This window comes from Streptomyces sp. NPDC002209 (assembly GCF_042890265.1).
Taxonomy (GTDB): domain Bacteria; phylum Actinomycetota; class Actinomycetes; order Streptomycetales; family Streptomycetaceae; genus Streptomyces.
The window spans coordinates 1-17,957 of record NZ_JBIARX010000016.1; the positions used below are offsets into that span (position 1 = coordinate 1).

General features: G+C 72.7%; 17 protein-coding genes. 6 read left to right on the forward strand and 11 right to left on the reverse strand.

Translation table 11 applies throughout. The features are described from left to right. Positions 1 to 178: 178 nt before the first annotated feature. Positions 179 to 649 (reverse strand): cyanase, encoded by a 471-nt coding sequence (gene cynS, locus ACFYXK_RS26130; protein WP_389413307.1) that lies wholly within the window; start codon positions 647 to 649, stop codon positions 179 to 181. A gap of 41 nt (positions 650 to 690) precedes the next feature. Further along, positions 691 to 1,299 carry a carbonic anhydrase gene (locus ACFYXK_RS26135; RefSeq protein WP_389413308.1) on the reverse strand — a complete coding sequence of 203 codons (609 nt, stop codon included), beginning with the start codon at positions 1,297 to 1,299 and terminating at the stop codon, positions 691 to 693. Between the two features lie 123 nt (positions 1,300 to 1,422). Here ACFYXK_RS26135 and cynR point away from each other — a divergent pair, with 123 nt between their 5' ends. Then, positions 1,423 to 2,310, forward strand: a complete 888-nt coding sequence (gene cynR, locus ACFYXK_RS26140) for a transcriptional regulator CynR (RefSeq protein WP_389413309.1) — start codon at positions 1,423 to 1,425, stop codon at positions 2,308 to 2,310. An 8-nt stretch (positions 2,311 to 2,318) separates the two neighbouring features. On the opposite strand, the gene ACFYXK_RS26145 is transcribed toward cynR, so the two are convergent. Then, positions 2,319 to 3,017, reverse strand: coding sequence for a hemerythrin domain-containing protein (locus tag ACFYXK_RS26145; RefSeq protein ID WP_389413310.1), 699 nt, complete (start codon positions 3,015 to 3,017; stop codon positions 2,319 to 2,321). 115 nt (positions 3,018 to 3,132) lie between these two features. Here ACFYXK_RS26145 and ACFYXK_RS26150 point away from each other — a divergent pair, with 115 nt between their 5' ends. Continuing rightward, positions 3,133 to 3,876: an IclR family transcriptional regulator gene (locus ACFYXK_RS26150; protein WP_389413311.1), complete on the forward strand. Its 744-nt coding sequence runs from the start codon at positions 3,133 to 3,135 to the stop codon at positions 3,874 to 3,876. 89 nt (positions 3,877 to 3,965) lie between these two features. Beyond that, positions 3,966 to 4,292 carry a putative quinol monooxygenase gene (locus ACFYXK_RS26155; protein WP_389413312.1) on the forward strand — a complete coding sequence of 109 codons (327 nt, stop codon included), beginning with the start codon at positions 3,966 to 3,968 and terminating at the stop codon, positions 4,290 to 4,292. Between the two features lie 22 nt (positions 4,293 to 4,314). On the opposite strand, the gene ACFYXK_RS26160 is transcribed toward ACFYXK_RS26155, so the two are convergent. Then, a complete protein-coding gene (locus ACFYXK_RS26160) occupies positions 4,315 to 6,015 on the reverse strand; it encodes an AMP-binding protein (RefSeq protein WP_389413313.1) in 1,701 nt (566 codons plus the stop codon). 78 nt (positions 6,016 to 6,093) lie between these two features. Continuing rightward, positions 6,094 to 7,923: a hypothetical protein gene (locus tag ACFYXK_RS26165; RefSeq protein WP_389413314.1), complete on the reverse strand. Its 1,830-nt coding sequence runs from the start codon at positions 7,921 to 7,923 to the stop codon at positions 6,094 to 6,096. Positions 7,924 to 8,215: 292 nt separating this feature from the next. On the opposite strand from ACFYXK_RS26165, the gene ACFYXK_RS26170 reads away from it, so the two are divergent. Next, a complete protein-coding gene (locus ACFYXK_RS26170) occupies positions 8,216 to 9,757 on the forward strand; it encodes an alpha/beta hydrolase (protein ID WP_389413315.1) in 1,542 nt (513 codons plus the stop codon). 27 nt (positions 9,758 to 9,784) lie between these two features. On the opposite strand, the gene ACFYXK_RS26175 is transcribed toward ACFYXK_RS26170, so the two are convergent. The 4 genes from ACFYXK_RS26175 to ACFYXK_RS26190 form a co-directional block, all read right to left on the reverse strand. Then, on the reverse strand, positions 9,785 to 10,477 hold the full coding sequence (locus tag ACFYXK_RS26175; protein WP_389413316.1) for an RraA family protein: 693 nt from the start codon (positions 10,475 to 10,477) through the stop codon (positions 9,785 to 9,787). A 130-nt stretch (positions 10,478 to 10,607) separates the two neighbouring features. Continuing rightward, a complete protein-coding gene (locus ACFYXK_RS26180; RefSeq protein WP_389413317.1) occupies positions 10,608 to 10,856 on the reverse strand; it encodes a hypothetical protein in 249 nt (82 codons plus the stop codon). Positions 10,857 to 10,962: 106 nt separating this feature from the next. Then, a complete protein-coding gene (locus ACFYXK_RS26185) occupies positions 10,963 to 12,186 on the reverse strand; it encodes a cytochrome P450 (protein ID WP_389413318.1) in 1,224 nt (407 codons plus the stop codon). Between the two features lie 82 nt (positions 12,187 to 12,268). Beyond that, positions 12,269 to 13,381, reverse strand: coding sequence for an alpha/beta hydrolase (locus tag ACFYXK_RS26190; RefSeq protein WP_389413319.1), 1,113 nt, complete (start codon positions 13,379 to 13,381; stop codon positions 12,269 to 12,271). A 316-nt stretch (positions 13,382 to 13,697) separates the two neighbouring features. Between ACFYXK_RS26190 and ACFYXK_RS26195 the strand changes: the two genes are divergently transcribed. Beyond that, positions 13,698 to 14,198 (forward strand): hypothetical protein, encoded by a 501-nt coding sequence (locus tag ACFYXK_RS26195; protein WP_389413320.1) that lies wholly within the window; start codon positions 13,698 to 13,700, stop codon positions 14,196 to 14,198. 55 nt (positions 14,199 to 14,253) lie between these two features. On the opposite strand, the gene ddaH is transcribed toward ACFYXK_RS26195, so the two are convergent. Together ddaH and ACFYXK_RS26205 are read right to left on the reverse strand one after the other, a co-directional pair. Next, a complete protein-coding gene (gene ddaH, locus ACFYXK_RS26200) occupies positions 14,254 to 15,090 on the reverse strand; it encodes a dimethylargininase (protein ID WP_389413321.1) in 837 nt (278 codons plus the stop codon). Between the two features lie 123 nt (positions 15,091 to 15,213). Continuing rightward, the gene (locus ACFYXK_RS26205; RefSeq protein ID WP_389413322.1) at positions 15,214 to 16,881 is read right to left on the reverse strand and encodes a phospholipase D-like domain-containing protein; all 1,668 of its coding nucleotides are present in this window, start codon (positions 16,879 to 16,881) and stop codon (positions 15,214 to 15,216) included. A 307-nt stretch (positions 16,882 to 17,188) separates the two neighbouring features. Here ACFYXK_RS26205 and ACFYXK_RS26210 point away from each other — a divergent pair, with 307 nt between their 5' ends. Continuing rightward, positions 17,189 to 17,830 carry an RDD family protein gene (locus ACFYXK_RS26210; RefSeq protein ID WP_389413323.1) on the forward strand — a complete coding sequence of 214 codons (642 nt, stop codon included), beginning with the start codon at positions 17,189 to 17,191 and terminating at the stop codon, positions 17,828 to 17,830. The last annotated feature ends 127 nt before the right edge of the window (positions 17,831 to 17,957 follow it).

The window sequence follows — 17,957 nt, forward strand, 5'->3', positions numbered from 1 at the left end:
GTGCCGTGCATCGCAAGGCGGAGGGGCGCCCGAGTACTGGACGTACTCGGGCGCCCCGACAACGCGGCGAGGTGCGGTGCCAGGCGGCGCGGGTCCGGCAAGATCCGGAAGAGACGGCCTAGGCCGGGCGGTCGTCCCACCGTCCGGCCGGCGGGCCGCCGCCGCGTGCCGACACTCCCTAGAACGGCCTGGTCGGGAGGTACTTGCCGTCGAGGGTGATGACGGCGCGCTCGCCGCCTTCGGGATCCGCGACCTTCCTGACGTCCAGCTTGAAGTTGATCGCGCTGATGATGCCGTCGCCGAACTGCTCGTGGACCAGGGCCTTGAGGGTGGTGCCGTAGACCTGGAGCATCTCGTGGAACCGGTAGATGGTCGGGTCGGTCGGGATGCCGCCGGGGATCGAACCCCGGGTCGGGATCGTCTGCAGGAGCAGCGCGGCCTCGGCGTCGAGGCCCAGCAGCCCGGCGACGGCCTCCGCGGAGGCGGCCGGCAGCGGGTGCTGGCCCAGCACCGCGGCGGTGACGAAGGCGACCGACAGGCCGGCCGCGTCGGCGATCTGCTGCCAGCTGAGGTCCTTGCGGATCTTGGCGTCGACGGCGGCGTCGGCCAGGGCCTGGCGGGCGGAGGGGGCGAACTGGGCGTGGATCACGAGGGGTTCCCTTTCAGGGGTGGGGTGGCGGGAGGGGCGGATCAGGCCGCGGGGGCGGCGGCGGGCAGACCGGTGGCGGGGTCGATCTCCTCGACCCTGCCGGTGGGGATGTCGTAGACCCAGCCGTGCAGGGTGACGGCGTCCGCTGCCAGAGCGCGGGCGACCGCGGGATGCGTGGCGAGGTGCGCGAGCTGCGTGGCGACGTTCTTGCGGATCAGATCCCCGACCTCGCCGTGCGGCGTCCCGGCGGGCGCCGCGTGGCGCAGCCAGCCGGCGACGGCGGGCAGCTCGGCGAGGTCCTGGCCGGCGGCGAGGGCGGTCATGGCGCCGCAGGCGGAGTGTCCGCAGACCACGATGGACCGGACACCGAGGACGGCGAGCGCGTACTCGATGCCGGCCGCGACCCCGTCGGCGCCGCTGCCGCCGTCGCCGGCGGCCGCATGGGCCGGTACGAGGTTTCCGGCGGTCCGGATGACGAACAGCTCGCCCGGCTCCCGCTGGGTGATCAGCTCCGGGACGACGCGGGCGTCGGAGCAGCTGATGAAGAGCGTGTGCGGCCGGTGGGTGGTCGCCAGGCGGGCGAAGAGCTCCGCCTTGGCCGGGAAGACGTCCTGCTGAAAGTGCGCGACGCCCTCGGCGAGGTCTTGCACGGTCACTCCCTTCGGTGGTGCCCGCCCTGGTCGGGCTGACGGGTTCCACCCTGCATGAGCTGTACCTATAGCGTCCAATACGCACTACTCATGTTTGCCATTGGTCTCATCTATAGTGGGCTCATGCCCCTGGAACTGCGCCATCTCCGCTATCTGCTGGCCGTGGCCGAACACGGCAGCTTCACCCGCGCCGCCGAGGAGCTGCACGTCTCGCAGCCCACGCTGTCGCAGCAGATCCGGCAGCTGGAGCGGAGCGTGGGGGTCCAGCTGCTGGACCGTACGGGGCGCGCCGTACGCCTGACCGACGCGGGCGCGACCTTCGTCCCGTACGCGCGCCGCGCGCTCCAGGACCTGGCCGCCGCCGAGCGGGCCGTCCTGGACGTGGCGGACCTCTCCCGCGGCAGCCTGCGCCTCGCCATGACGCCGACGTTCACCGCGTACCTGCTGGGCCCGCTGGCCGCGGAACTCCGTGCCCGGCACCCCGGAATCACCCTGAACGTCAAGGAGATGACGCAGGATCGGCTGGAGTCGGCCCTGCTGGCCGATGCCGCGGACCTGGGGATCGCCTTCCAGGGCGGGCACCTGCCCGGCATCGGCGCCACCGACCTGTTCACCGAGTCCCTCGGGCTGGTGGTCGGCCCGGCCCACCCGCACGCCGGCCGTACCGAGCCCCTGCCGGTGTCCGAACTCGCCACGTGCCCGCTCGCGTTGCTCAGCGGCGACTTCGCGACCCGGGCCCACATCGACGCGTACTTCCACCGGCACCGGGTCGAACCGCCGATCGCGGTGGAGGCCAACTCCATCAGCGCCCTCACCGAGATCGTCCGGCGCACCGGGCTCGCCACGGTGCTCCCCGGCGCCCTCACCCGCGACCACACCCCGCTGCACCCCGTCCCCCTCGCCCCCGCCCTCCCCGCGCGGACCGTGGTCCTCCTGCGCCGGGAGAGCGCGTACGAGAGCGCCGCCTCCCGCGCGTTCGCCGCGCTGGCCCGGCAGTGGGCGGACGGCTGAAACCGCGGTCAGGCCGCGAACACCAGCGCCACTTCGGCGGCGTACGCCCGCAGCAGGGGTTCCAGTGCGGCCGGGTCCGCGGCGGGGCCGGGCAGCAGGCGCCGGGCCTCGTCCTCGGTGGCGTGGCTCAGCAGCCACGCGCGGGCCCAGGCCGGGTCGGCGGACCGGTCGGCGCTGCGGATGCGCGCCTCCGCGGCGGCGTAGGCGGCGCCGGGCACCCGGGCGGCGATCACCGGGAACACGTGCTGCTCCTCGGCTTCGATGTGCTCGGCCAGCAGGTCCCGCTGGTCGGCGAGGAGCCCTGCCAACCGCCGGGCGTGGCGCCCCGGTTCGGCGGCGAAGCGGTCCGCGGCCGCGTCGCAGGCGGCCTGGAGCGCGTCGAGCGCCTCGTGGTCGTGGAGGAAGCGCACGATGTCGGCCACCGCGTCGGCCGCGTCGGGTACGGCGTCCAGCACCACCGGCCACAGGATCTCGTCCTCGCCGCGGTGGTGGCCGCGTACGACGGAGTGGTAGCGGTGCACGTACCGGGCGACGGCCTCCGCCCGCGCGGGCCCGGCCGGCTCCGCGGCCGCGGCGAGAGCGGCGAGCAGCCGGGCGAGGCGCTCGATGTCGGCCAGGATCGCGCGGTGGGCGAGCCGGATGCCGGTGAGGTCCGCAGCCGCCGCAGGGTCGTACCGCCGCGCGGGGGTGCCGTGTTCGCTGTCCATGTGCACGACTGTGCACACCCGTCGTCTGCGTCCGGTCAACGTTCGATGAACGCCGCCCGTCCGCTGCGCCATAGGCTCGGGGGATCCGTGCCCCCATCGCCTCGGGAGACCCACCATGCCGCCCACCGGTCCGCAGTCCGCCGATCGCGCGCTGGCGATCCTCGACGCCGTCGCCGACGCGGCCGGGCCGGTCAGCGCCAAGGCGCTGGCACGCCGGACGGAGTGCTCGCTGTCCACCGCGTACCACCTGCTGGCCCCGCTGACCGAACGCGGGTACCTCCTGCGCACCCCGCAGGGATACGTCCTGGGACCGCGCATCCCCGGGCTGCACCGGAGCCTGCTGCGGCAGCTGGAGCCCGCGCCCCGCATGGCCGATCTGCTGACCCGGCTGCGCCGCGCCACCGGCGCCGAGGCCTACCACACCGCCTACCGGGGCGGCCTGATCACCGTCGTCGACACCACCGCCCCGGTCACGGACGAGGCGAACCCGTTCACCCCCGGGCGGGAGACCCGGGCGCACGCCACCGCGCACGGCAAGGCGCTGCTCGCCGAGCTGCCCCGGCCGCTGCGCCGGCGGTACCTGGCCGAGCACGGAATGGCCCGCCTGACCGGGGCCACCATCACCAGCGCCGAGCTGCTGGAGGCGGAGCTGTCCCGGGTCCGGGGGCAGGGTTTCGCCCTCTCCGTCGGGGAGGCCGACCCCTCGTACACCTGCCTGGCCGTCGCCCTGCCGCGCGGGCGCGGCGACGACGGCGACGCGGTGCACGCCCTGTCGGTGTCGCTGCCGACCGGGGAGTTCCGGCGGCGCCCGCAGGAGATCCGCGCCGCGCTCGCGCAGGCCGCGGCGGACTGCGTCTGAGGCCCCCCGGCGGGCGGTTTTTCCGGCCCTGCCGGAAATACAGCGCGATGGGGATGCGCGGCCCGCGACGGCCTGCCAGGCTGGTCGGCATGATCTTCATCGCCGTCAGGTTCGACGTCCGTCCGGAGCACAGCGACAACTGGCTCACCCTCGTGGACGAGTTCACCCAGGCCACCCGCAACGAGCCGGGCAACCTCTTCTACGACTGGTCGCGCAGCGTCGACGACCCCAACAAGTACACGCTCCTGGAAGCCTTCACCGACGCCGAGGCGGGCGCCGCGCACGTCGCGTCCGACCACTTCAAGGCCGGTATGGAGACCCTCGCGGGCGCCATCGCCGCCACGCCGGAGATCATCCACGTCGAGGTGCCCGGCCAGGGCTGGAGCGCCATGGCCGAGCTGTCTCCCCGGGACTGAACCGCGCCGGCCGGCCCGGCTGCTACGAAGAGGGCTCCAGCAGCCGGGCCCCGGCCTCGCGCATCTCGACCTTGCGGATCTTCCCGGTCACCGTCATCGGGAACTCGTCCACGACGTGCACGTACCGCGGGATCTTGAAATGGGCCAGCCGTCCGTCGCAGAACGCGCGGACGGCCGCCGCGGTCAGCGGCTCCGCACCCTCGCGCATCCGCACCCACGCCATCAGCTCCTCCCCGTACTTGGGGTCGGGGACGCCGACGACCTGGACGTCCAGGACGTCCGGATGGGCGTGGAGGAACTCCTCGATCTCCCGCGGGTACACGTTCTCCCCGCCGCGGATGACCATGTCCTTGATGCGGCCGGTGATGCTGAGATAGCCGTCCCCGTCCATCACCGCCAGGTCGCCGGTGTGCATCCAGCGCGCCGCGTCGACGGCCTCGGCCGTGCGCTCCGGCTCGCCCCAGTAGCCGAGCATCACGGAGTAGCCGCGGGTGCACAGCTCCCCCGGCTCGCCGCGGGGTACGGTCCGCCCGGACTGCGGATCGACCACCTTGACCTCCAGGTGCGGGCCGACGCGGCCGACGGTGGACACCCGGCGCTCGACCGAGTCGTCGGCGCGGGTCTGCGTCGACACCGGCGAGGTCTCCGTCATCCCGTAGCAGATGGACACCTCGCGCATGCCCATCCGGTCGATGACCTCCTTCATCACCTCGACCGGGCAGGGCGAGCCCGCCATGATCCCCGTGCGCAGGCTGGACAGGTCGTACGTGTCGAAGCCGGGTGCGGCCAGCTCGGCGATGAACATCGTGGGGACCCCGTACAGGGAGGTGCAGGCCTCCGCCTCGACCGCGGCGAGGGTGGCCTCCGGGTCGAACGACGGGGCCGGGATGACCATCGCAGCGCCGTGGCTGGTGCAGGCGAGGTTGCCCATGACCATGCCGAAGCAGTGGTAGAACGGCACCGGGATGCAGACCCGGTCCTGCTCGGTGTAGTGGCACAACTCGCCGACGAAGAAGCCATTGTTGAGGATGTTGTGGTGCGACAGGGTCGCGCCCTTGGGGAAGCCGGTGGTCCCCGAGGTGTACTGGATGTTGATGGGGTCGTCCGGGCTCAGCCCGGCCCCCGCGCGGACGAGGTCGGCCGGGTCTCCCCGGCGGCCCTGCTCGAGCAGGGCCGTCCACCGCGGCCCGTCCAGCAGGACCGTGAACTCCAGCTCCGGGCAGTGCGGCCCGACCTCCTCGATCATCCCGGCATAGTCGGAGGTCTTGAAGCGCTCCGCCGCGACGAGCAGCCGGATCCCGGACTGGCGCAGGACGTACTCCAACTCGTGCGAGCGGTAGGCCGGGTTGACGGTGACGAGGATCGCCCCGATCTTCGCGGTGGCGTACTGGACCAGCGTCCACTCGGCGCGGTTGGGGGCCCAGATGCCGACGCGGTCCCCCTTGGTGATGCCCAGGTCCAGCAGGCCGAGCGCGAGGGCGTCGACGTCGGCGGCGAGTTCCGCGTACGTCCACCTGCGCCCGGCGGCGAGGTCGACGAGGGCGTCGCGGTCGGGGAACCGGCGGACGGCGCGGTCCAGGTTCTCGCCGATCGTGTCGCCCAGCAGCGGCACTTCGAAGACCCCGGATGCATAACTCGACGACGCGGTGCTCGACGCGGCAGACACACGTACCTCCTGGACTCGGTGGCGGGGCGGGGCCCGGCGGGCCGGCGCCCTCCTCATGATCCTCTCCATCCGGAACCCCGGCCACCCTCGTGGCGCCGTTCCCCCGAAGGGTGTTCCCCGTTCGCCCTGCGGTGTTCAGCGCAGGCAGCCGACGATCCTGACGGAGACCTCCGCGCTGCCGGTGGGTCCGCCCGCCGGGTCGGTGGCGCTGAACACCACCTTGTACGTGCCGTCGGGCAGCAGGGGGACGAGGAAGCGGCCCGACGCTCCCGCGCCCAGGGTCACGGGCCCGTTCGGCCCGTTGATCCGCCAGGTCGTGTACTGCGGGTCGGTGAGGGGCTCGTTGCCCGGGCGGGTCCGGGCCGTGCCGGCGAACGACTCCTCGCAGCCGCGCCTCAGTTGTCCGCCGGCGCCGGGCTGCTGGATGCTCACCGCCGGGGCCTGCGGCTGCTGCCGGGTCGGCGAACTGCTCTGCGACGGGGTGGCCGGCCGGCTCGGACGGCCCGTGGTCGGGGTCCCGGGGCTGTTGGGGCTGCCGGGTGTGGGCGAGGTACCGGGCGAGGCCGACGGGCCCGTCGTGGGCGAGGCGCCGGGGGTCGGGGCGGACGGCGACGCCGAAGGTGCCGCGGAACCCGTGGCGCCCGGCGCCAGGTCGAGTGCGTGCGGCAGTTCCGGCCGGGTCACGGCGGGCGGCGAGGGAGCCTTCGCGGGCTCGGTGGGCTTGGCGTCGATCTTGGCGCAGACCGCGCTGGCGACCAGCTCCTGGCTGTCGGGCACCGGCAGGGCGCGCAATGCCTGGTCGTCCGGGCCGCGGCCGTGCGTGTCGAAGTAGCCGTTGCCGGTGAACGTCTCGCGATCGCTGTGCTCCATCCAGACCGAGTTCTGGTAATCGGAACCGGCCTTCTGCTGGTTCATGCCGGTGACGTGCCATGCCGTCACCTTGCGGCCCGAGGGCTCGCCGGCCGCCGGAGCGTCGGCCGGCGCGTACAGCCAGCCGTCGCCGAAGAAACGCGTCGGGGCCTGCTCGCTGCTCGACTCGTTCACGGCGGGGAACCGGAAGCCTCCGCCGACCACGAGTTTGCCCTTCGGACAGGACACGGCCGCGGCCGCGCTGCCGCCGGCGGTCACTGCCACCTTCGTGGTGGCCACGGAGACGCCTTTGAGCCGGACACAGATCGGCCGGACCACGACCGCGTAGTTCGCCTCCGGGGGCTGCGGGGCCTCGATCCGGGTCTGGTGCTCGATGAATTCCGATCTGCGGATCGGGAACACACCGGCGCTCAGCCGGGTGCCCGGGTTGAGTGAGGCAAAGGGCCAGGACTTGGGGTCGTCGGCCGTCACCTTGGGTGTCAGGCCGTCGAGCGGGACCGGCGCGACGGGGCGGCCCGTCAGGGTGCGTTCGGCCCGGAATTCGACGCCGACCGCGGTGAAACCATCGGAGCACCGGGGCGCGGCGCCGGGGTCGTAGGCAGGCACGGCCGCGAACGGCCCGTCGGTGGTGAGGTCGTGGATGGCCCCGCCATCGCTGGCGGTGGTCATTTTGTTGAACCGGTCGTGGAACGCGTACGCCCGGGCGTTCCAGCCGCTGGTCCAGAACTCCGGACTCGCGTTGACACACAGGGCGTACGAGGTGAGCGTGGCGGGCGTGTCGTCCGGGTTGTACGCGGCAGCCAGCCACGCGTCGCCCACGAAGAGACTGCTCGTGGCGAAGCCGGTGCCGGTGATCGCGTACCCGCCGCCGAGCGCCTTCTCGTGCGTCTGGCAGGGGGCGACCGCCGCCTGCTCGCCGTGCGCCGCGACCGACACCGAGGCACTGCGCTGGACGACCGCCAGCTGCGGTCCGCCGCTGACCGCCCATACGCCGACCCCGACGGCGCCGGACACCACCAGGGCGCCCGCGGCCGCCACGGCGGCCGTCTTGGCGGTGATCGCACTGCCCAGTTTCGCGAAGACTCCGGACCCCATCGTCGACGCCCCCTCCCCCGGCCGCACGTGCGGCACCCACCCGCAGCTGCGGGGCGTGGGCAATGTAGCGCTGCGTGCGATACGCGTCACAGAGGCGTGAAGTATCGGTTCTGCTACGGACTCCCCGCGCGGAGGCAAAGCCGCCCCGGGAGTGGACAGGACGGACGGGCCCCAGGTCGTGTCGGTGGTGGTACCACTGCCACCCCCGATGCGGATGCCAGTGGTATCGAGGGGCGGGGGGCCGGCGCGGGACGATCGGGGGGACCAGCCGGACCCCAGGGGGAGTTCAGAGATGCACGTGTTCAAGAAGCCCGCCCGATGGCTCGCGGCCGCCGCCTGCGGGCTGCTCGCCGCAGCCGTCCTGCCCGTCGCCCACGCGAGCGCCGCGCCCGCGGGCGGCGGAGCTCCGGGCGGCGGGAGCCCGCGGATACCCGGCCGGTATCTGCACCAACAGCTCGACTGGCAGCCCTGCCCCGGCGGTTCGCTGGAGTGCGCCTCGATGTCCGTGCCGCGCGACTGGTACCACCCGGACTCCGGACCGAGCCTGACGGTCGCGGTCTCCCGGCACCGCGCGGCCGATCCGGCGAAGCGCCGGGGCGTGCTCATGATGGCGGCCGGCGGCCCCGGGGCCTCCGGGCTCCCCCGGCCGGCCCGGCTCGCCTCGTACAGCCCGAAGCTGGCGGACGCGTACGACATCGTCAGCTTCGACCAGCGCGGTGTGGGCGCGAGCACGAAGGTGGTCTGCGCGGACCAGGACGAGGTCGACGCCATGTTCGGCGGCGGCGATCTGCGCGACCGGTCGGCGGCCGCCGTCCGGCAGACCCTCGACCGCGCCCGGGACTTCGTCCAGGACTGCAAGCGCAACTCGGGCGGGCTGCTGCCGTACATCACCACCGATCAGGCCGTGCACGACATGGACCTGTACCGGGAGCTGCTCGGGGAGGAGCAGATCTCGTACTACGGGCCCTCGTACGCCAGCTTCCTCGGGGCGTACTACGCCACCGAGTTCCCCCGCCGCGTGGAGCGGGTGGTCCTCGACAGCAACATCGACTTCACCGGGGACTGGCAGTCCTTCCTGACGGGGCAGCCGATGAGTTTCCAGCGCCGGTTCGAGCAGGACTTCCTGCCGTGGCTCGCGAAGAACGACGCCACGTACCACCAGGGCCGCACCCCCGAGGAGGCGAAGGCCTCGTACGAGCGGCTGCGGGCCGCGCTGCACGAGAGGCCGCTGGACGTCGAGGGGACGGTCGTCACGCCCGACCACCTGGACGCGGCGGCCACGAGCGCCCTGTACAACGTCGACCAGTTCGCGGACCTCGGCGCGCTCCTCGGCTTCCTGGAGCATCCGGAGCAGGCACCGGCGGAGACGAGGAAGGCCGTCGCCGGGCGGCTGAAACACGTCATGGGCGCGGACTTCGTGGCCGACTTCTTTGCGGTCACCTGCGGCGACACCCCGTGGAACCGCGACAGCCGGTACTGGGTGAAGGAGAGCGCCGAAGCCACGCGCAGCCACCCCCTGGCCGGGGCGCGGGAGTTGACGTACGCGGCGGTCTGCGCGAACTGGCCGCGTTCCAAGGCGCCGCGCATCAAGGTCACCGGCGAGGGGCTGCCGCCGGTGCTGATGCTGAACTCGAGGAACGACCCGGCGACGTACTACGAGGCCGCCGTACGCGCCCACCGGGGGATGGCGGGATCGCGCCTGGTCACGGTCGAGGGCGGCGACCACGGGCAGTTCCAGAACCACAACGCGTGCGTGGACGCCCACGTCGAGGGCTATCTGCTGGACGGCGCCCTGCCGGCCGGCGACACCACGTGCCCGGCGGCTCGGGGCTGATCCGCGCAGCCGGGTACGGCGGCGCCGTCACTCCTCGATGGCGCCGCCGGTCCGGCGCAGGTGCCGGCGGAAGGTGTAGGAGGGGTCGGCCTCGCGCAGGACCAGGTAGTCGGCGAACGCCGTCTGGCTGCGCAGGGTGTCGCCCGAGCGGATCCGGCGGGCCTGTTCGCGCTCGGTCTCCCGGATCCGCAGCGCGGTGTCCAGCACCTCCTCCACCCGGTCGGCGGCGACGAACAGCACCCCGTCCGCGTCGCCGAAGACGAAGTCCCAGCCGCCCACCAGATGCGGCCCGAACCGGGCGGTGACCAGTGCCTCGGGCTCGCGTTCGTCCAGCCGGACCGGCCCGGGCGGGTGACTTCCGTAGCTGAACACGGGCAGGCCGATCTCGGCCAGCTCGGGCGTGTCGCGGTGCAGCCCCCACACCACGAGGCCCGCGACGCCCGCCGTCTCGGCCTCGAGCACGGCGAGGTCGCCCACGCAGGCCTCGTCCGACCGTCCGCCGTTGTCGATGACCAGGACGTCGCCCGGCTCGGCGGCTCCGTAGGCCTCCAGGAACACGTCGACGCTGCCGTAATGGCGGACCGGGAGCGCGCGTCCCGCGAGCCGGTGCTCCGGCAGCACCGCCCGGATGCCGGGCGGTGCGACGCGCAGCGGAACGCCGATGCGGACGCAGGCGTCGGCCACGAGCGGCGTGGACAGGTCGGTGAAGGCCTTGAGCATGCCGATCCCCTTCTCTCCCGGATCTCCCGGATCTCCCGAACGGACGGCTCGGGTCAGCCACCACCTCCATGGTGCCTTCCCGGCCGCCCGGGGCGCCGGGTTCGGCGTGCGGCGCCCCGGGATGTCGGTGTCAGGGGATGTCGGTGTCCGAGGGCTCCGCCTCGTAGACGTGCGGCTCGTCGCCCTGCCATTCCACGAGCGCCGATCCGCCGAGGACCACCTCGTCGGGATCGGGCACGCCGGCCCGGCGCAGGAACTCGATCACGTCGGCGTCGTGGAAGGCCGTGCCGAGGACCGTGTCCTGCCCTTCGGCGCGCAGGGAGACCCGGCGGCCGCCGGCGGGGGCGATCGGGTGGACGAGGATCGGCGCACGGTGCATGGGCCCAGCCTCCGCCGGGACGGACGGGGCCGCATCCGGACGGAGCGGCCCCGTCCGCCGCCCGGACACCATGACGGACACCAGGACGGACACCAGGACGGGCCCCCTAGAGATCCGCGGTGACCGGGAGAGCCCGCAGGGCGTGGAAGCGGAACGTGGTCGCCCAGGGGAGCTCCTCCACGGGGCGGGCCGGGCGGAGCCCGGGCAGCCGGTCGAGGAGCGTGCCCAGCGCGAGCGTGATCTGCAGGCGGGCCAGCGGAGCGCCGAGGCAGTAGTGCAGCCCGTGGCCGAGCGCGAGGTGGGCCTTGTCCTCCCGGCCGATGTCGAAGCGGTCGGGGTCCGGGTAGCGGGCCGGGTCGCGGTGCGCCGAGGCCAGGCAGAACAGGACCGTGTCGCCGGCCGGGATGCGGACGCCGCCGATCTCCACCGGCTCCGTCGGGAAGCGGCGGATCGCCGTCTGGTTGGGGCCCGCGTGGCGCAGCAGCTCCTCGACGGCCTCCGGGAGCCGGGCGGGGTCGGCGCGCAGGGCGGCGAGCTGGTCCGGGTGGGTGAGCAGGGTCAGGACCCCGCCGGACACGACGTGCTGCACGGTCTCGCTGCCGGCCATCAGGATCAGGAAGGCGAGCGAGACCAGCTCGTCCTCGGTGAGCCGGTCCTCCTCGTCTCGCGCCGCGATCAGGCTCGACAGCATGTCGTCGCCGGGGCGGGCGCGCCGCTGCGCCACCAGATCGACGAGGAACCGGTGGACGTGGCCGACGGCCGCCACGAGCTCCTCCTTCGAGCGCGGGGCGAGCATGGTGGCGACCCAGTCGGAGAACCGGTCCTGATCGGGGGCGGGTACGTGCAGCAGTGCGCCGATGGTCCGCAGCGGCAGCGGTCGGGCGAACTCGGCGACCAGGTCCGCCTCGCCGGAGCGGGCGATCCGGTCGGCGAGGCGGGTGGTCAGCTCGTCGACGGAGTCCTGGATGCCGGCGCGCAGCAGCTCGACGTGCCGGGCGGTGAAGCCCTTCGACACGAGGCGGCGCAGCCGCAGGTGGTCCTCCGGGTCGATGTTGAGGAGGTTGGCGTCGAGGGCCGGAGGGAGGGAGAAGCCGCTGAACCCGGTGGTCGAATGGCGCTTGTTGACGGAGAAGCGCGGGTCGGCGAGCCCGGCCCGTACGTCCGACGCGTGGGTGACCAGCCAGACCGGGGAGCCGTCGGGCAGTGCGACGCGGTGCACCGGTCCGGTGGCCCGCAGTCGCGCGTAGACGGCGTGGGGGTCTCGTGCGAACGACGCGTCGAACGGGCACGGGAGGGGTGGTGTGGTGGTGGTTGCTGCGTTCCGGGTCATGCCTCGTCTCGTTCCTTCTCTGGTGCCGGGGGGCGGTTCGGGTGGCCGGTGCGGGTGGGCCGGTGCGGGTGCGCGCCGGAGGTCACTCGGCGCCGATGCGGCCGCCGAGCCACTCCATCGCGGGCGGGATCTCCCGCCTCCACGTGTTGAAGCCGTGCCCGCCGTGGTCGAGGGTGATCGACGAGACGCGCGCCGGCGCCTTCACCTTCTCGATGAACCTCTGCGTGGGCTTGTAGTTCCCCTCGCCCTGCTGTGAGGTCGCCACCAGGAAGGAGGACTTGCCCTGCGGCAGGTTGTCCAGGCTCCACAGCAGGTCGGATCGTTTCTCCTCGGTGGTGTTCCCGTGGAACAGATCGCCGGAGTCCTCGTCTATCTCCGGCTTGTAGTCCGCCGAGAGCCCCACCCCTGCCGCATAGTGTTCCGGGTGCTGCAAGGCTACCTTCAGCGCGCAGTAACCCCCCGTGGAATCCCCCATGATGGCCCAGCTCGAGGGCGAGGTCCCGACGCGGTAGGCGCCGGAGATCGCCTTGGGCAGGTCCGTACCGAAGAAGGTCTCGCTGAGCGGGCCGCCCGGCACGTCGATGCACTGGGTGTTGCGGGTCGGCACGACCGAGGGCTGCATCATGACCATGATCATCGGCGGCATCTTCTTCTGCTTGGCGAGTTTCCACGCCGTCTTCGGGTAGTCCAGCCCCTTGAGCAGGTTCTCCGCCATCCCCGGGAATCCGGTGAGCACCACGGTGGCCGGGAACTTCCTGTTCTCGTTCCCCTTCTGGAAGTACTCCGGCGGCAGGTACACGTACGCCTGGACGGCGGCCTTGGACCGCTCGCCCTGCACCGTGACCTTCTCGATCTCGCCGCCCACGTGCGGCGTTCCGCCGCCCGGCACGTCCGTCGGCTGCCGGCCGAGGACCCGCACCCCCGGGCCTGCGGCCGCGTCCTCGCCCATGGAGGGCATCGGCCGTTCCATGCCGGCCAGGTCGGCCCAGGAACCGTAGAGCAGGAAGGTCCGGTTGGCCGCGAGGCCGACCGAGGCGAGCAGCAGCACCTGCAGCGTCAGCACCACACCGACCCGGCCGAACAGCGGCCGCCGGCCCCGGCCGCCTAGTCGCGGCCACAGCCGGACGGCGGAAGCGAAGGCCAGCGCCGTGGCGAGTACGACGATGATGAGGAGCGTGCCGCTTGTCAGACTCACGGATCAGGGGAACTCTCTGCGTGGTGTCGGCCCGGACCGGCCGGTCCGGCGGCGCCGCCGGTGCGTGCGCACAGGGCTAGACAGCAACGGGAGCCGATCCGTTCCACACCGTTCCCGGGGACCGGAGCCATCCGGCCAATCTCTTGACATGGGCCTGACATTTCAAGGTCCCTGTGGGACCTTCCCCGGCGTGTCTCGAAAGCTCTCTCCCCCGGCCCTGACGGAAACCGCCCCCGACGGCCGGGTGCACGCCGGCGAGGCCCCCCAAGGCCCCGCTTCCACACCCCACGAGGACGTGGCGAAGAGGAGCGACAGGATGAAGATCTCGACATGGCCGGGCGTGACCGCCCTGGCAGCAGCAGTGATCGTCGGCGGGGCGACGTCGGCGACGGCGCTGGGCCCCACGGCCGATCAGCGGCTCGACGGCGTCATCGTCGTCGCCGGCAACACCTGTACGTGGACCAACGCGCACACCAGCGCCAACCCCCCGAGCGCACTGAGCGTCGACCGCACCACCATCAACACACCGGGCGGCAACCTCGGCTGCAACGGCAGCATCACGGCCACCCTCAACAACAACCCGGCGTTCACCTTCGACGACGCCGCCGGCGTCGCCAGGACCGACGCCATCGACATCACCGGCAAGCAGAGCTTCATCTCCTGCCGTTACAAGGCCACGAACATCACGTGGAACCGTGACGGAGCCACCCGCAAGTACGTCAACCAGGCCTTCACCGCGACCAAGACCTCGGGCAGCTTCCTGTGCCCCGGCTCGGTCACGACGGCGGCCGGGGACGCCTCGATGCTCTTCCACTGATCCCGCACCCGCCGCAGCCCCGCCCGGGGCTGCGGCACACCGCTTGCGACGCCGCTCAGGGCCGGATCTCGAGGGTGCAGCACTTGACGCTGCCGCCGCCCTTGAGGAGTTCGGACAGGTCCATGCCGATGGGGTGGAAGCCGCGCTCGCGCAGCAGGCGGGCGAGCCCCTCGGCCGCCTCGGGAAGCACCACGTTCAGACCGTCGCTGACGGCGTTCAGCCCGAATGCGGCGGCGTCCTCGGCGGACACGAGCAGCGCGTCGGGGAAGAGCGTCTCCAGGAGGGCGCGGCTGCCGGGGGCGAAGGCCTCCGGGTGGTACATGATCTCGTCACCGTCGAGGACGGCGAGCGCCGTGTCGAGGTGGTAGTAGCGCGGGTCGACCAGCTCCAGGCTGACGACGGGCCGCCGGAAGAAGGCCTCCGCCTCCTGGTGGCTGCGCTCGTCGCTGCGGAAGCCGTGGCCGGCCAGGACGAAGCCGGCGGTGACCAGGAAGTCGCCCTCCCCCTCGTTGACGTACTCCGCATCGTGCAGCTCGGTGAAGCCGTTCCCGCGGAACCAGTCCAGGTACGCAGGCCCCTCGGGAACCCGTTCGGCGTTGCGGAAGCGGGCGCCGAGGACACGGCCGTCGACGACGGTGGCCCCGTTGGCGGCGTACACCATGTCGGGCAGGCCCGGCACCGGGTCGATCAGCTCGACGGTGTGCCCGAGCTCGCGGTACAGCTCGCGCAGCCGCTCCCACTGGAGGACGGCGAGGTCGGCGTCCACCGGCTTCGCCGGGTCCATCCAGGGGTTGATCGCGTACACCACCTCGAAGTGGGAGGGGCGGCACATCAGGTACCGGCGCAGGCGCTGCTCGCGCGGCCGGGCGGAGGGCGTCGGGACAGGGCTCATGGTCGCTCCCGGGTGGGGGCCAGGGGTGGTGGCCGGTGTGAGGGGCGGGCTTTCGAGCCGAGCCTGCGCGCCCCGGACGAACGGGAGGTGAAGCGGGCACGGCCGTCGGGCAGCTCCGGTGGGTCAGGCCGGGCAGATGCCGCGTTCGTGGTCGACCGTGGCCGTCGCGCTCGAGTACTGCCACTGCGGGGTCAGGAGCCGGGCGTCGAGCTGCCCGGCCGCCGTCGGGCTCTCCACCACGTAGCCGAAGTCCTGGAGCCACGACGGGTAGAGGTTCTTGGAACCGATGTAGAAGGCCGAGCCGTCCACGGAGACCACCTTGTGGTGCTGCGCGTACGGGTGCCCGTCGGCCCACCTCGGGCTCTGCGCGCTGCGGAACGTGGCCAGCTGGAGGTTCGAGCACATCGCGGCCTTGGCCGCGCCCCGGTCGCCGGTCAGCAGGGCGAGGCGGCCCTGGAGGGTGTCGCTGATCTCCGAGAGGGACTTGATCTGCGAGTAGCCCCCGCTGCCCACGGCTCCGCGGTTGGCGGGGTCGCTGACGACGATGCGGACCTTCACGCCGGCGGCCATCCGCGCGGCGAGGGCGTCGTAGAGGCGGATGTCGTAGCGGGGCAGCGGCGGGCAGGTCGCGTTGACGTCCTGCTGGGAGATCTCGATGTGCCGGTTCGCGCTCGAGATCAGCGTCCGCAGGGCGCTCTCCTCCGGGTTGACCGTGTCGTAGTCGCGGTCGGCGTTGGTGTTGTCGTGCAGGCCGACGGTGCACTTGGTGTCGGAGGCGCTCGGCAGGGTGGGCCGGAAGGCCGAGGACGGGTCGTTGCGCATGATTCCGACGCCGAGTCCGCCGACGGCGACGGCCGGTACGCTGCCCGGGCTCGCCGGCGGCGTGGCCGCAGGCGCGGCCGGAGCGGCGGCCGGAGCGGCGTTCTGGGTCAGCGTGGGCATGCACCCGGCGCCGTTGGACGAGGCGAACCAGACGCTGGCGATGTTCCCCGTGTTGCGGCAGGTCCATGACCACAGCTCGTCCAGGTAGCGGCCGGCGGAGGCGGCGGCCGGCCCGCGCAGGGCGAGGTCGACGTCGGCGACCGGGTGCGCGGTCTCCAGGTAGTCGCCCTTCCAGCTGTTGATGCCGCCGGTGATCACGGACCGGCCGTCGACCACGAGGAGCTTGGAGTGGTTCCACGAGAAAGCCGTCTTCGAGGTCGTCATCGAGGCGACGTTCAGGTCGATGGCGCGGGCGTCCGCACCGAGCCTGGCGACGAGCTCGTCACGGTACTTCGAGGGCATCACGTTCAGGTGGTAGAGGGGCGCGGCACCGACCAGGACGCGCACCTTGAGCTTGTTCCCCCGCGCGGCCGCGGACTTGAGACCCGCCACGAGGGCGTCCTGGAACGCGCCGTCCGGTAACGGTGCGAGAGTCGATATGTCGATGGTCTGCGTCGCCTCGGAGATGTTCTCCGTCATCTTCGAAAGGAGCCGCTCGGTTCCCGGCCGTGCGGTGCAGGTGTCGTCGCCCCAGCAGCCGGGCGTCTGCAGCAGCCAGTCGGCGCCGCCGGGAGTCGAGGCGTCGAGGACGTTGCCGGCGGTGCGCTCCCACACCCGGCCTTCGAGGCCGGGGGAAACCTGGCGGAGCGTCTGCTCCACCGCATCGAGGTGGGGCGCCGGCGCGGCGGGGTCGGCCGCCGCGGCGGCCGTGGCGGTGGCCGGGCCGGCGGTGAACAGGGCCAGCAGGACCGCCGACACCGCCCGGCGGGTGGCGGGAGCGGACGGGCGGAAAAGGGAATGGCGGTGCAATGTGACTTCCTTGCAGGAGGGATCGCCGTCGCCGCGTGGGGGCGACCGGCCAGATCAACTCGCGGAAGTTACCACCGGGTCGGAAGCGCCCGGAATTCCCGCTCATCGGATTCGGCCACCTCGGCGCGGCGGCCGCTGGAGGGATCGCAGCCGGGCCGAACTGGCCGGATTGGACAAGTGGTCGATGGAACGACCACGATGATGCGCGCTAGATCGCGGCCGCTCAGGGGGGCAGAACCGCCCATATGGTGATGTTCCTCCGATCGTTGCGCTACGTCCCCGTTTCCGACACCGGAGAGTTTCCGCCATGAGCTTCGGCGACCCGAACAACCCGTACGGCCAGCAGCCCCCGCAGGGTCAGCCCGGCTACCCGCAGCAGGCTCCCCAGGGCGTGCCGCCGCAGTACGGCTACCCGCAGCAGCCCCCGCAGGGCGTCCCGCCGCAGTACGGCCACCCGCAGCAGACCCCGCCGCCGTACGGCGCTTACCCGCCGCCCGGGATGCCCGGCATGCCCGGCGCCGGTATGCCGCCGCTCGCCCACTGGGGCCAGCGCTTCGGCGCGTACCTGCTGGACCTCCTGATCATCGCGGGCCCGATGTACGCGCTGGGGTTCATCGACCTCGCCACCGCGGAGAACTCGGCCACGGCCGAGCCCGGCATCTTCTTCACGATCGGCGTCCTGTACGCGATCGGCATGGCCGTCTTCCAGCTGTACAAGGAGGGCGCCACCGGTCAGACGATCGGCAAGAAGGTCCTCGGCATCAGCGTGCGCCGCGAGGCCGACGGCAACACCCTCGGCTTCGGCATGGCGTTCGTCCGCAAGCTGGCCCACGCCCTCGACAGCCTCGCCTGCTACATCGGCTGGCTGTGGCCGCTGTGGGACGAGAAGAAGCAGACCTTCGCCGACAAGGTGTGCAGCACCGTCGTGATCACCGTCCCCAAGGGCTGAGGCCGCCCCTCCCCCCTTCTCCCCACCCGGCAGCGGAGCTCCTCCGCTGCCGGGTGGACGCGTTTGCGGCCCCGGAAGCGTTCCGGCGGTACGGTCTCCGAGCCGGGGCCCGCCCCGCCCCGGCGCC